Here is a 13,919-nt window from a genome sequence, read left to right as displayed (position 1 = left end):
AGTGCTGATTCTTCATCTCCGCTACGCGTCGATGAAGCGGACGTCCTTCGCGTTGCGCTGGATGAACAGGCGGCGCGGTTCGACGTCGTCGCCCATGAGCATGGAGAAGGTCTCGTCGGCGGCGGCCGCGTCCTCGATGTGGATCTGCTTGAGGATGCGCCGCTGCGGGTCCATGGTCGTCTCCCACAGCTCCTGGTAGGTCATCTCGCCCAGACCCTTGTAGCGCTGGATGCCTTCGCCCTTGGGCAGCTGGCGTCCGGCGGCGCGGCCGATGGCGAGCTTCTCGTCGCGTTCGCGGTCGGTGTACACGTAGTCGTGGTCGCCGCGCGTCCACTTGAGGCGGTACAGCGGCGGCATCGCGACGTACACGTAGCCGGCGGTGATCATCGGACGCATGTAGCGGAAGAACAGCGTCAGGTTCAGCGTGGCGATGTGCGCGCCGTCCACGTCGGCGTCGGCCATGATGATGACCTTGTGGTAGCGCACCTTGCTCACGTCGAAGTCCTCGCCGTAGCCGCCGCCGATCGCGGTGATGAGCGATTCGATCGTGTCGGACTTCATCATGCGGTCGATGGACGCGCGCTCGGTGTTGAGGATCTTGCCTCGCAGCGGCAGGATGGCCTGCGTCTCCGGGTTGCGGCCCTGGATCGCGGAGCCGCCTGCCGAGTCGCCCTCGACGATGAACAGCTCGCACTCCTCCGGGTTGTTCGACTGGCAGTCCTTGAGCTTGTCGGGCATGCCGGCCGATTCGAAGATCGACTTGCGTCGCGTGTTCTCGCGTGCCTTCTTGGCGGCGATGCGGGCGCGGGACGCCTCGATGGCCTTCTGGATGATGTTCTTGGCCTCGCTGGGGTGCGCGTCGAACCAGTCGCCGAGACGTTCGGTCATGACGCGCTGGACGAAGGTCTTCGCCTCGGAGTTGCCGAGCTTGGTCTTGGTCTGGCCTTCGAACTGCGGGGTGGTGAGCTTGACGGACACGACCGCGGTCAGGCCTTCGCGCACGTCGTCGCCGGAGAGGTTGTCGTCCTTGTCCTTGAGGATGTTCTTCTCGCGCGCGTAGCGGTTGACGAGGCCGGTGAGCGCGGCGCGGAAGCCCTCCTCGTGGGTGCCGCCCTCGGTGGTGGAGATCGTGTTGGCGAACGTGTGCACGGCCTCGGAGTAGGCGGTGGTCCACTGCATCGCGATCTCGGCGGAGATGCCGATCTTGAGGTCCTCGGCCTCGAAGTCGATCACGTCGGGTTCGACCGGCGTGGCCTTGCGGCTCTTGACCAGGTAGTCGACGTAGTCCTTGATGCCGTTCATGTACTGGTAGGTGGCGCTCTGGTGCTTCACCTCGCCGTCGGCGCCGTCCTCCTCGCCCGCGACCTCGTCGCCGGCCTGGTCGGGTTCGCGCAGGTCGGTGAGGCTGATCTTGAGGCCCTTGTTGAGGAACGCCATCTGCTGGAAGCGGGCGCGCAGCGTCTCGAAGTCGTAGACGGTCGTCTCGAAGATCGCGGCGTCGGGCCAGAAGGTGACGGACGTGCCGGTGGATTCGCCGTCGGCCATCGCGGCGCCCTTGGCGAGGCGCGCGGTCGGATGCTGGTCGATGTACGTCTGCGTCCAGTGGAAGCCCTGGCGGCGCACCTCGATGTCGACGCGCGTGGAGAGCGCGTTGACGACGGAGATGCCCACGCCGTGCAGGCCGCCGGAGACGGCGTAGCCGCCGCCGCCGAACTTGCCGCCGGCGTGCAGCTTGGTCATGACGGTCTCGACGCCGGAGACGCCCTCGCCGGGCACTTCGTCGACGGGGATGCCGCGGCCGTCGTCGACGACGCGGATGCCGTTGTCCGGCAGGATGGTCACTTCGATATGGCTCGCGTAGCCGGCGAGCGCCTCGTCGACGGAGTTGTCGACGATTTCGTACACGAGGTGGTGCAGGCCGCGCGGTCCGGTCGAGCCGATGTACATGCCGGGGCGGATGCGCACCGCTTCGAGGCCTTCGAGTACCTTGAGGTCGCTGGCGTCGTAGTGTTCGGGGGCCATGGAATCGTCAAGCTGCGCGTCGACCAGTTCGCCCCCTTCGTTCAGTTCGTCTGTGCGTTCGAGCGAATCTGCTTCGTCTGCCACAAGATTCCTTTCCTGCGTTTTCACCCCCCGGTTCAGGGGGATTGCGCGCGGCCATTATGCCCTAAAACGCAAAATATGGGGCCATACAGCCGTTTACCTATACCGCAGGTAAGTCTACTCGTCTACGCCGACACCTCGCGTAGCGGCAAAATTCACGGTTTCACCCGATGTTCCCCCGTCAGAAGCCGTTCCGCCGGCCTCGTCGGTAGCGGTCATATCCGGTTCCGGGGCCGGTGACGCGAATCTCCCTGATGTCGAGTCCGTCGAGCCGTTCTCGGATCGTCGCGCTCAGTTCGGGCAGCAGCCATCGCAGCTGGTCGGCCCAGACGGGGGAGGCGGCGCGGATGGCGAGCACGCCGTCGCGGAAGTCGGCGACAACGGTGTTCGCGGCGATGGCGGGGCCGACGATCTCGTCCCAGTGGTTGCGCAGCTGCGCGGTCTTGAGGTGCGGCGTCCATCGGCCGCGGTCGGCGAGCGCGCCGAGCACGCTGCCGAACGCCGACGGGTCGCGGCCGGGCGCGCCGAAGCTCTCCCACGCCTTGCGGCTGCGTTCCTCGCGTGAGGCGCGGTCGCGCATGACATAGCCGCCGTGTTCGGCGAGCCGTTCGAACGTTTCGGCGGGCAGCCGGCGAGGGTCGAGACCGAGTGTGACGGCGATCGGCGGCTTCATCGCACGTCTCCGTCCACGACGTCGGCGGTGCCGTCCGCCGGCGCGGCGACGGCCGTCAGTCCGAACGCGGCCGGGTCGGGGGTGAGCCAGTCATCCTGGGCACGTTTGAGCGCGGCCACGTCGATGACGTTGGCGCGGCCGTCGGCGAGCGTGCCGGGGATGTCGCTGGCGGCGGCGACGGTGATGAGCACCTGGTCCTGCCGCGAGGCGAAGTCGAGGATCTGCGCGCGGCGGGATTCATCGAGCTGGGCGAACACGTCGTCGAGGATCACGATGGGCTTCTCGCCGCGTTCGGCGGCGATCGTCTCGAACAGGGCCATGCGCAACGCCAGCGCCATCGTCCACATCTCGCCGTTCGACGCGAACTCGCGTGCCGGCATCCCGTCGAGCAGCACCGACAGGTCGTCGCGGTGCGGGCCGATCAGGTTCTGTCCGCGCGCCACCTCGCCCGGGTAGATGCGCTGGAAGTGGGCGCTGATGGCCGGCCTCGGGTCGCCGTCGTCGAGGATCTCGTCGAACGACGGCTCGTAGACGATGCACGCCGATTCGTCCTCGCCGGCGAGCGCGGCGTGGATGCGGCGGAACGGCCCGTCGAGCCGGTCGACGATCGCCCTGCGGTCGCGCGAGACCTGCACACCGAGTTCGATGAACTGCCCGGTCCACACCTCCAGGCCGCTGAGTGCGGCAGCCTTCGCGTCCGCGTAGCCGGCGTCGGCGAGCTGCTTGAGCAGGGCCGCGCGCTGGCGTGCGATCTTGGCGAGCGACTGCAGCCGCATCGCGTAGCCGGGGATGAGCAGCGAGCCGGCCTGGTCGAGGAAGCCGCGTCGGGAGGCGGGGTCGCCGGCGACGAGACGCTGGTCGTCGGGCGTGAACGAGACGCTGGGCACGCGGCCGACGACGTCGCGCATGTACGACGAGGGACCGCCGTTGACGCGCGCGCGGTTGGCGCCGCGGGCCGCGATGGTCAGCTCGTAGGTGACGGTCCCCGGCTCGCCGGCCGACTCGGCCGGAACGGCGGCGATGGCAGCACCGTCATCGCCGTTCGGCGCCGTGGATACGTTCGCCCTGATGACGGCGCTGCGCTGGCCGCGCTGGACGAGCGGCAGCGAGCCGCTGGTGCGGTGGCTCGATCCGGTCGAGAGCACTTCGATCGCCTCTACGATGTTGGTCTTGCCCAGGCCGTTGGCACCGAGGAGGATGTTCACCCCGTCGCTCAGGTCGACCATGCAGTGCTCCCATGAGCGGTAGTGGTCGAGGGCGAGCCGTGAGACGAACACCGTGGGTTCCTTCCATCCGGGGTGCGGGCCGGTCTCCCAAAAGGAAACGAAACCGGCCCGCGCGAAACATAGTGAAAAATCGTTTCTCACGGGTTTTCGCACTGTTTTCGCAAGAGAAAAACGTGCGAAAACCCAATGAAATCAAGCGTTCATGCGCATCGGCACGAGCAGGTAGCGGTAGTCCATCGACTCGTCGGAGTCCGCCTCCTGCTGGCCGTTGAACTCGACCGGGCGGACTGCGGTCGTCATCTTCATGCGGACGAACGGTTCGCTGATCGCGGCCAGACCCTCCACCAGGTAGGACGGGTTGAACGCGACGGTGATGTCGTCGCCATCCATGTCGATGTCGAGGATCTCACGCGCCTGGGCCTCGTCCTCGGCGCCGGCGGACAGCGTCACCTCGGAACCGGAGAAGGCCATGCGGATCGGGGCGTTGCGTTCGGCCACCAGCGACACGCGCTTGATCGCGCCGATGAGCTGCGCCTTGTCGATGACCGCCTGGATTGCATACTCGTCGGCGAACAGACGATCGACCTGCGGGAACTCGCCGTCGATGAGCTGCGACGTCGAGACGCGGCCGGCGTTCTCGAAACCGAGCAGCGACGCGGAATCCGCATCGAAGTCGACGGTCACGTTCTGATGCTCGTCGAGCGAACGGGCGATGTCGCGCAGCAGCGAGCCACGCACCAGCGTCGTCGTCTCGACGTCCGGATTCTGCGGCGTCCAAGTGAACGTCGCGCGGGCCAGACGGTAGCGGTCGGTCGACGTCATCGTCACCTTGTCGCCGGCGAACTGGATCTGGACGCCGGTCAGCACCGGGCGGTTCTCCTCGCGGGACACCGCGACGCACGCCTGTGACACGGCCTGCGCGAACGTCGGCGCGTCGACCTGGCCGATCTTCGCCGGCACGACCGGCAGATCCGGATATTCGGAATCGGGCATGAGCTGCAGGGTGAACGTCGACTTGCCCGACGTGATGGTCAGCGTCGAATCGTCGGTCTCGAGATAGGTCTTCTCGGCGGGCAGCATGCGGGTGATGTCGGCGAGCAGCTTGCCGAGCACGAGCGTGCTGCCCGGTTCGTCGATGCCGGCCTCGATGTGATGGCGGGCGGAGATCTCGTAGTTGAACGCCGACAGCTGCAGCGTGCCGTCGACCGCTTCGAGCTTGACGCCGGCGAGGATGGGGTTGGCCGGTCGCGAGTCGATGACTCGGGTCGTCCACGCGACTGCGTCGGACAATGCACCGGAATTGACTTCGATTCTCATTGCTTCCTACTTTCGGATGGCGGTTCTGAGTGACATTCTATCCGGGCCCGGCCGGGCTGGAAGTCGAGGGGATTGCCGCGATTATTGTGACGGCGATGACACTACGTAAGTGGGTAAGTAGTCGTAATAATAAGGGCTGTGGATACTGTGGATAAGTGGGTGGAAAGCCAATGCGCAGTAAGGCCGGTCGAGGGTGGATAAATGTGGATAACCTCGGGATAGCCGGTGGATAAGTCGGCCGGTTATCCACAGCCTTCCAAGCGCTGCCGAGTTATCCACATTTCGTGGAGAGTTGCCCACCGGTTATCCACCGGAAAACAGGCGGTTGTCCACCGGTTGTCCCGAGCCTTTACCCACATTTGTGGATAACTGTGTGGATAAATTTTTTCGATTATCCACAATAGTCCGGGCGTGTCGTGGATTTTTCGCGCGGTTCACGCGCAGTTGTCCACATGGGCTGTGGACGGTGGAAAGTCGTCCGAAAACGTACGTACCGCCGGCCTACGGCCGCCGATGCATGTCGCTGCACCTCAATGCAGTCCCTACCGTTACGAAACGTTTCCCATGTCAATCCACATGCATGCATCCAGTTGGGTAAAACCCCGGCGGCGGCCGACTGGCCCGCCAATCGGGCACGTCGGCCGCGCGAACCGGGCCGACCGGCTACTTGCCGGCCGGATGCTGCTTGAGCCGCAGCGTCAGCTCCATCACATACGTGTAGATTTCCTGCTTTTTCTTCATCTTCTCGGTGACCTGCTGGCAGGCGTGCATGACCGTCGTGTGGTCGCGGCCGTTGAACACCTCGCCGATGTCGACGAGGCTCATGCCGGTGTTCTCGCGTGCCAGATACATCGCGATCTGGCGGGCCGTCGAGACGTTCTTGGTGCGGCCGCGGCCGATCAGGTCCTCGAAGGTCAGGTGGAAGTACGCGGCGACCTGGCTGATGATGTCGGTCGGCTTAATCTCCACGTCGGTGGTGAAGAAGTCCTGCAGCGTGCGTTCGGCCAAAGCCCTGGTGACCGGCTGCTTGTTCAGCGACGCGAGGGCCGTGACGCGGGTCAGGGCGCCTTCGAGCTCGCGGATGTTCTCGGTGAACCGCTCGGCGATCAGGTCGAGCACGTCGTTGGGGACCTCCACCGGGTACGCCGCGGACATCATGCGCAGGATGGCGATGCGCGTCTCCAGGCTCGGCGGCTTGACGTCGACCGGCAGACCGGACTCGAAGCGGGAGATGAGCCTCGCCTCGAAGCCCTTGAGGTTCTTCGGCGGCACGTCGGAGGCGATGACGATGCGCTTGTTCGCCTGGTACAACGTATTGAAAGTATGGAAAAATTGCTCGAGCGTCGATTCCTTGCCGCCGAGGAACTGGATGTCGTCGATGAGCAGGACGTCCACCTCGCGGTAGCGGCGGTTGAACTCGCTGATCTGCCCCTGGCTCTGGTTCGTGTTCTGCAGCGCCTCGATGAACTCGTTCGTGAACTCCTCCGAGGTGACGTAGCGCACCTTGAGATCGGGGTCCTTGGTCAACGCGTAGTTGCCGATCGCGTTGAGCAGATGCGTCTTGCCCAGACCGGAGCCGCCGTAGATGCACAGCGGGTTGTAGTCGTGGCCGGCTCCCTCGGCCACCGCCTGCGCGACGGTCCAGACGAAGCGGTTGGAGTCGCCCGGGACGAACGTGTCGAAGGTCGCGTTCTTGTTCAGATGCGTCTGGGGGTCGAGCCGCACCGGCGGGCGGCCGGTGGGGAAGGGGCCCGGCGCGGGCGCGGGGCCTGCGGCCGGATCGTTGATCGAATCGAAGGTCTGCTGGTACGCCTCGCGTCCCAGATCGGCGACGGTCGGCTGGGAGCGCACCTCGTATTCGGCGCTCGAGGCCGCGGATGTGGACGCCGGCTTGGACGCGGCGCGGGACGATGCCGCGCCTGCGGCCGTTCCCGCGGCCGAAGCCGGCTTGCCGGGACGGGCGGACGGCTTGGGGGCGTCGTCGACGTGCGGCGTCTCGGTGCGCGGCGCGACCTTGATGGCCGGGAACATGCTCGTGCCGGACGCGGTGTTGAGCGCCTTGAGCAGCGGCTGGTACAGCTCGTTCTGCAGCGCCTGCTGCGTGGGCTGGTTCTCCACGCACAGCACGATCGTCGTGCCGAACATCGCCTCCGGGATGACCCCTTCGAGCCAGCCCTTGTCGCGGGCGGAGAGCTTCGGGTCGTGCTTGAGCAGGTCAAGGGCCTCGCCCCAGATGCGGACCGCCTGTGCCACGGGGTCCTGCAGCGTCTGCGCCATAAGGGACCTCCTCCACTCAGGCAAACCGAAAAATAGTACCAACAGTCAATTTTTACTCCGAATCATAGAAGTTATCCACAGGCTCGCGTGTTGCAATCATTGGAATGTGAATAACATGTGTGTAGTTTGTGGATAACTTTCGGCGTCCCACGCCTAGGATTGCAACGGTTTTCGTCAAGTCGGCGGCGTGTCGGGAAACGGGCCGCGGCGTCCGCAATGTGAAAGAACATCCACCGTTTTGACTTGTGGGTAGGGGTGCGAGTACCTTGGTAGAGCTTGACTCATGAGGAGCCGTGCTCGCGCGCGGCTGAAAATAACCGGGAGCGTTAACTATGAAGAGGACATTCCAGCCGAACAACCGCCGCCGTCACATGAAGCACGGCTTCCGCCTGCGCATGCGCACTCGTTCCGGCCGCGCCGTGATCAACCGCCGTCGCGCCAAGGGCCGCAAGTCCCTGTCCGCCTGAACCCTATAGCGGCGTAAGCGACGTGGAGCGGCTGAAGAGCCACCGTGACTTCGTCACCGTGCTCAAGCGCCGCCGCAAGGTCTCTGACAAGGATATCGTCGTGCACTATCTGGTGCGCGGCGATTCCTTGGTTATGGGCGAAGCGGACGGCCTGGGCCGGCGCATCGGCCTTGCCGTCTCCAAATCGGTGGGCCATGCGGTGACCCGTAACGCGGTGAAGCGACGGTTCCGTGTACTGGCCCGCCGGTACGAATCCTCGCTTCCCGAATCATGCGACGTGGTGATGCGCGCCAAACCGAGCGCGGCGCACGCCGACTTCGCATCATTGGACCATCAGGTCGCGTCGTTGTTCGCGGCCGTTTCCCGCAAGACGGCGAAACGCGACCGCTGATGCAGGCACGCCGGTGGATGGTTCGCGCGGTGCGCTGGTATCAGCGCACCATATCGGCGAACCGTCCGCCCTGCTGCCGCTACTATCCCAGCTGCTCGAACTACGCCATCGAGGCGTTGGAGCGGTACGGCGCGTTTCGTGGGGGAGTGCTGGCCGTACTGCGTCTGCTGCGCTGCAGGCCGTGGAGCCGCGGCGGCATCGACGACGTTCCGCAGCGGTACTCCGTGTTTTACCGATGTTCCTGGTCGAAGGCCCATGAGGAACCGCGACTGACACCACTGGCTTGGCAAGACGACCATGCCGGACCTAAGGAGAAGTCCCAACCATGATCAACTCCGATCAATTTCTGATGGACAGCGGATTCTGGGGGTGGCTGTACAAGCTGCTGACCCCGGTCGAATGGCTGATGATGCAGGTGATGGGCCTGCTGCACCGCCTGCTGACGCTGATCGGCATGTCGCCGGTCGGCTTCTCGTGGGTGCTGTCGATCATCTTCCTCGTGCTCGTCGTGCACAGCTGCATCCTGCCGATCTACATCAAGCAGATGAAGTCGATGCGCAAGATGCAGGCCCTCCAGCCCAAGCTGCAGCGCATCCAGAACAAGTACAAGGGCAAGAACGACCAGGCCAGCAAAGAGGCCATGCAGCGCGAGACGATGAAGCTGTACCAGGACAACGACGCGAACCCGGCCGGCTCCTGCCTGCCGCTGCTCATCCAGAGCCCGGTGTTCATGTGCATGTTCTACATCCTGTCCGCCATCCCCTACATCGCCCGCGGCGTGCGCGAGCCGATCACCCTGTTCGGATCCGCCGGCCTGTTCGGCGTCGAGGAGGCCAAGCAGTTCGCCCAGTCCAACATCATCGGCGTCGGCTTCACCGACACGTTCAGCGGCTCCGGCACGCACGGCAAGATCATCATGGGCGTGTTCGTGGCGCTCATGTGCGGCGGCCTGTGGTTCCAGCAGCACTACAGCATGAAGCACAACATGTCGCCCGAGGCGCTCGCCGGCCCCGCCGCCGGCACGCAGAAGGCCATGCTGTGGATCTTCCCGATCATGTACATCTTCTCCGGCATCCTGATGCCGTTCGCCGTGCTCGTCTACTGGCTCACCAACAACATCTGCAACCTGCTGCGCATGATGTGGCAGGTCTACGAGTTCCCGACCCCGGGCACGCCGGCCGCCGAGGCGAAGAAGAAGCGCGACCACGACCGCGAGAACGCCCGCCGCGCCAAGGCCGGGCAGATCTCCATCGAGGAGGAGGAGCTCGCCCGCGCCAAGGAGGAGGCCGAGCGCAAGCTCACCCAGGGCTACCAGCGCGTGCAGCCCCAGCGCAAGAACCGCAGGAAGAAGGGCTGAGCGGCCCCTCTTCGGACCCGACCGTGAGGTCCCGCCGGAACGGAATCCGATTCGTCCGGGCGGGACCTTTGGTTTAGACTGACCTTAGACTCGAAAGAACGCCTGCTGAATAAGGAGTTGTGCCATGGCGCAGGAAGAAGAGAAAACGATCGACCAGCTCAATGAGGAAGCCGACATCGCCGCCGACTATCTGGAGGAGCTGCTCGACATCGCCGACTACGACGGCGACATCGAGATGGGCATCCGCAACGGCCGTCCGATGGTGCAGATCGTCGCCGACGACGACGCCGACATCAAGCATCTCATCGGACGCAACGGCGAGGTCGTGGACGCGCTCCAGCAGCTGACCCGGCTCGCCGTCCAGCAGAAGACCGGCGAACGCTCGCACCTCATCGTGGACGTCGACGGCTTCCTCAAGCGCAAGCGCCAGCGCCTGCGCGACATCGCGCTCGACGCGATCGACGAGGTGCGCGAGACCGGCGAGGCCGTCGACCTCAAGCCGATGAACTCGTTCGAACGCAAGGTGGTGCACGACGTCGTGCGCGAGGAGGGCATGAAGTCCCGCTCGCACGGCGAGGAGCCGCGCCGCTACGTGACCGTCTACCTCAAGGCGTCCTCCGCCGACGACGAGGACTGATCCGTCCGGCGTCCGCCGCCGACGACGAGGACTGATCCGTCCGGCGTCCGCCGCCGACGACGAGGACTGATCCGTCCGGCGTCCGCCGCCGATGCCGAGGTCCGGTTCATCCGACTGGACTGCCGGCGGTCCGTGATGATTCCGGTCCCGGCCCCGCCTCTGACTTTCCGGCCGCATACCTCAGGTATGCGGCCGTCGTCGTATCCGGGGTGTGTGTCGTAACCCGTATCCGACGTCCCATTCCCATACCGATTGCGACGCTGCCGCCCCTATTTGCGTCGCAACTTGTAAGTAGATATCGGACTCTCTACGGCTTGCGACGCTGGCAGGTCTGTTGGCGTCGCAACTTGCAAAACGGTGCCTGATTCTGTACGGGTTACGACGCTGTCGCTCCCGTTTGCGTCGCAAATCGTAAACAGTGTCCCATTCCCTTGCCGATTGCGACGCTGTCAGGCCGGTTTGCGTCGCAACCTGTAAGACAGTGCCGGATTCTGTACGGATTGCGACGCCGGGGATCTGCTTTGCATCGTGATTCGTACGATGGTGGTCCTTCCATACGAATCACACTGGATTACGTCATATCGGCGTCGCTCATTCAGTCGAGCGCCTCGGGCGGAATGATGTTGGCGGGGTCGTTGACCGGATCGAAATACGCGCCTACCGACCATAGCGGCAGATTGGTCAGCCAGTCCTGCTCCCGGTATCCCCGCATCGACGTGCGGTATCCGCGCAATCCGGTCTCGTTGCAGAGCAAGCGCAGGCTCTTGGCGTGCACGTTCTCCTCGGCCTTGACCTCCACCGGAGCCGGACGGCCATCGTACTGCAGTACGAAATCGACTTCCGCGGTGCCTTTTCCGGAAGTCCAGTAGTACGGTTGCCGGCCGACCGCGGCGAGCTGCTGGCAGACGTACTGCTCGGTCATGGCACCCTTATACTCCTCGAATACCGTGTTCGACAGCAGCACGTCGCGCGCGTCGACTCCCATCGCGGCCCCCAGGAGACCGACGTCGTGCATGTACAGTTTGAACGCGGACAGATCCTCGTAATCACGTAGCGGCAGCTGCACCTTACCGATGCGGTGTATGCGGTGGGCTAACCCCGAGTCGACGATGAACTGTATGGCCGTCTCGTATTGCGTGCGGCGTGCCCCCGGTGCGATGTGTCCGAACATGAACTTGTGGTTCTCCCTGCCCAGATGGGCTGGAATGGAACGGAACGCCAGACGGACGCGCTCCACGTCGATCTCCGGAACATCGCCCTTGTGCTTGGAGAAATCATTGTCATAGTCGGACAGCAATGCGAGTTGCCGGGCGCGAGCCGCGGCATAGTCGTTATCGCCTTCGATGAATTCGTTGACGACTTGCGGCATGCCGCCGACGAAATAGTATCGGCGAAGCATCCGTTCGAGACGGTCGGCGAACATCGCCGCACGCCCGAAGTCAAGAGAGCGCACGATATCGGCCAGATCCGTCTGTCCGTGGGCGTGCAGGAACTCCAGGAACGTCAGTGGGTACATGTCGATCGAGTCGATCTTGCCGACCGGGAATGATCGTCCGGCATGGTAGGACAATCCGAGATATGATCCGGCCGCGGCGATGTGGTGTCCCGGAGTCTGTTCCGCGAACGCCTTCATCAGCGTCAGCGCCGATGGTTCCTCCTGGATCTCATCGATGACGACGAGCGTGCGATCGGGGACGATGCGGATTCCCGTGAACACGCTGATGTTTTCCAATGCCTGCCGGGCGTCGTATCCGGAGGACGCGAACACCGACCGTGCCGATGGGTCCATGAGATTGACGTAGGCACACGAATTGTAGTGAAGCCGTCCGAGTTCCTGTAGCGCATAGGTTTTGCCGACCTGCCGTGCGCCGCACAGCACCAGAGGGCGACGATGCCGTGAACGACTCCATTGCTCCAGTTTGGTCATGACATCACGTTTCATTGTAGCTTCCCCTTTCCCGAGATCTGTTGCAGAGCCTCTTTCCCATGCCCAGTATAGATGGCTATGACCTTGTTGTACAAAAATTCCGACGACATGACCGCTCTTCTATGCAAAAAACATGATGATGAATTATCTTTATGGTGCAAAAAATGTAACGAATGTGTAGTTCATTCCGGCAAAAGACATGATGAGTCGTAGGCTGTGACGCAATCCGTACATCCGTCCGATTGGTTTGCGGATTGCGACGCTGTTGGGGTGGTTTGCGTCGCAATCGGTATGACGGCGTCTTCTTGTTTGCGGAATTGTGGCGATGGCGGGCCTGTCGGCGTCGCAATCTGTATGACGGTGCCTGATTCTGTGCGGATTGCGACGATGCCGGGGGGGGGGTGCCGTTGTGCCTGTAGATATGTTTCACGTGAAACATTTTCTGATGGAAAATGGGGGTCGGCAGTGTGGGCGGAGTGAGTCGAGGGGGCTTCTTTGGTATTGTTGCGGCAGATAGTGTGCATTGCAATCATGGGAAAGTGATGGTCATGGGTGAGGAAATCCGCGATGTTTCACATGAAACATCCGCTCCGTCCGATGTGTCCGCAAAGGCCTCCGCGCCGGTCGAAGCCCCGGCCGGTCCGGTGGTCGACGAGTTGGACGGCTCTCCGCTGTTGGGCGAGGTGCTCGGCGACGCGCTGGACAAGCTGGAACGCTTCCACGGCAAGCTGATGGACGAAGGCGAGCCGCGCGGTCTGATCGGTCCGCGCGACGTGCCGATCGTGTGGGAGCGCCACATCCTCAATTCGGCCGCGGTCGTGCCGTTCATCCGCGAGGCGACCGACGGCGAACGGTTCAAGACCGTCGCCGACGTCGGCTCCGGCGGCGGATTCCCCGGCCTCGTCGCGGCCGCCTGCCTGCCCGACCATCGGTTCACGCTCATCGAGCCGATGGAACGCCGCGTCGAATGGCTGGCCGAATGCGTCGACCTGATGGGATTGGACAACGTGACGATCCGTCGCGCCCGTTCCGAAGAGGTCATCGCTGACATCCGCCGCCGCGACGTGCATCCGTACGCCGTCGTGACCTGCCGTGCCGTCGCGCCAATGACCAAGCTGTCGGGCTGGACCCTGCCGCTGCTCAAGCCGCACGGCCGGCTGATCGCCCTCAAGGGGCGCTCCGCCCAGGCCGAGATCGACAAGGCCGCCAAGGAGATCGCCAAGCGCGGGGGAGCGAACCCGCGCGTGGTCGAAGCGCCGGTCGCACCGGGGCTGGAACCCACGCGCGTGGTCATCGTGGAACGACGCTAGCCGGTCGTCCGCGCGGGTGCAACCACGGACGGACGATTGTGGATAACCGCGTTGTCCACAACGTCATGCGGGCGGTATGTGGATAACGCGAGCGAGTTATCCACATCGCCGATAACGTCGGTGCAGCCTCGTCGAAACCCAAGTGTCGCAACGCATTGGCGGTGTCGGAGCGGCCGGCCGCGAAGCGGAATGATGTGCATTGTCCACAGTTATCCACAGACATGTGGATAACCT

The 13,919-nt window shown here is 64.0% G+C and carries 12 protein-coding genes; 6 read left to right on the top strand and 6 right to left on the bottom strand.

Features of this window, described 5'->3' with window-relative positions; all coding sequences use genetic code 11:
- Nucleotides 1-21: 21 nt before the first annotated feature.
- From gyrB to dnaA, 5 genes are all read right to left on the bottom strand, one after another.
- Nucleotides 22-2,106, bottom strand: coding sequence for a DNA topoisomerase (ATP-hydrolyzing) subunit B (gyrB, locus tag D2E24_RS03960; RefSeq protein ID WP_125968028.1), 2,085 nt, complete (start codon nt 2,104-2,106; stop codon nt 22-24).
- A gap of 178 nt (nt 2,107-2,284) precedes the next feature.
- Nucleotides 2,285-2,776 carry a DciA family protein gene (locus D2E24_RS03955; RefSeq protein WP_125968027.1) on the bottom strand — a complete coding sequence of 164 codons (492 nt, stop codon included), beginning with the start codon at nt 2,774-2,776 and terminating at the stop codon, nt 2,285-2,287.
- Nucleotides 2,773-4,053, bottom strand: a complete 1,281-nt coding sequence (recF, locus tag D2E24_RS03950) for a DNA replication/repair protein RecF (protein ID WP_125968026.1) — start codon at nt 4,051-4,053, stop codon at nt 2,773-2,775. Before recF ends, D2E24_RS03955 begins: the two co-directional genes overlap by 4 nt.
- Before the next feature lie 141 nt (nt 4,054-4,194).
- Nucleotides 4,195-5,319: a DNA polymerase III subunit beta gene (dnaN, locus tag D2E24_RS03945; protein ID WP_125968025.1), complete on the bottom strand. Its 1,125-nt coding sequence runs from the start codon at nt 5,317-5,319 to the stop codon at nt 4,195-4,197.
- Nucleotides 5,320-5,982: 663 nt separating this feature from the next.
- Nucleotides 5,983-7,596 (bottom strand): chromosomal replication initiator protein DnaA, encoded by a 1,614-nt coding sequence (gene dnaA, locus D2E24_RS03940; protein WP_125968024.1) that lies wholly within the window; start codon nt 7,594-7,596, stop codon nt 5,983-5,985.
- Nucleotides 7,597-7,928: 332 nt separating this feature from the next.
- Here dnaA and rpmH point away from each other — a divergent pair, with 332 nt between their 5' ends.
- The 5 genes from rpmH to D2E24_RS03915 all read left to right on the top strand — a co-directional run bounded on the left by rpmH (nt 7,929) and on the right by D2E24_RS03915 (nt 10,448).
- Nucleotides 7,929-8,063, top strand: a complete 135-nt coding sequence (gene rpmH / locus D2E24_RS03935; RefSeq protein WP_007054596.1) for a 50S ribosomal protein L34 — start codon at nt 7,929-7,931, stop codon at nt 8,061-8,063.
- A 22-nt stretch (nt 8,064-8,085) separates the two neighbouring features.
- Nucleotides 8,086-8,454 carry a ribonuclease P protein component gene (rnpA, locus tag D2E24_RS03930; RefSeq protein ID WP_125968023.1) on the top strand — a complete coding sequence of 123 codons (369 nt, stop codon included), beginning with the start codon at nt 8,086-8,088 and terminating at the stop codon, nt 8,452-8,454.
- A 17-nt stretch (nt 8,455-8,471) separates the two neighbouring features.
- On the top strand, nt 8,472-8,783 hold the full coding sequence (yidD, locus tag D2E24_RS03925) for a membrane protein insertion efficiency factor YidD (RefSeq protein ID WP_164520995.1): 312 nt from the start codon (nt 8,472-8,474) through the stop codon (nt 8,781-8,783).
- Entirely contained in the window at nt 8,783-9,811 is a 1,029-nt protein-coding gene (yidC, locus tag D2E24_RS03920; RefSeq protein ID WP_206430918.1) for a membrane protein insertase YidC, read from the top strand. Before yidD ends, yidC begins: the two co-directional genes overlap by 1 nt.
- A 124-nt stretch (nt 9,812-9,935) precedes the next feature.
- Nucleotides 9,936-10,448 (top strand): Jag family protein, encoded by a 513-nt coding sequence (locus tag D2E24_RS03915; RefSeq protein WP_125968020.1) that lies wholly within the window; start codon nt 9,936-9,938, stop codon nt 10,446-10,448.
- 595 nt (nt 10,449-11,043) lie between these two features.
- On the opposite strand, the gene D2E24_RS03910 is transcribed toward D2E24_RS03915, so the two are convergent.
- The gene (locus D2E24_RS03910; protein WP_164520992.1) at nt 11,044-12,375 is read right to left on the bottom strand and encodes an ATP-binding protein; all 1,332 of its coding nucleotides are present in this window, start codon (nt 12,373-12,375) and stop codon (nt 11,044-11,046) included.
- Nucleotides 12,376-13,019: 644 nt separating this feature from the next.
- On the opposite strand from D2E24_RS03910, the gene rsmG reads away from it, so the two are divergent.
- On the top strand, nt 13,020-13,685 hold the full coding sequence (gene rsmG / locus D2E24_RS03905) for a 16S rRNA (guanine(527)-N(7))-methyltransferase RsmG (RefSeq protein ID WP_125968046.1): 666 nt from the start codon (nt 13,020-13,022) through the stop codon (nt 13,683-13,685).
- The last annotated feature ends 234 nt before the right edge of the window (nt 13,686-13,919 follow it).

This window comes from Bifidobacterium samirii, from assembly GCF_003952945.1.
Lineage (GTDB): Bacteria > Actinomycetota > Actinomycetes > Actinomycetales > Bifidobacteriaceae > Bifidobacterium > Bifidobacterium samirii.
Note: the sequence above shows the minus strand (reverse complement) of the source record. Positions and strands in the feature narration are given on the sequence as shown.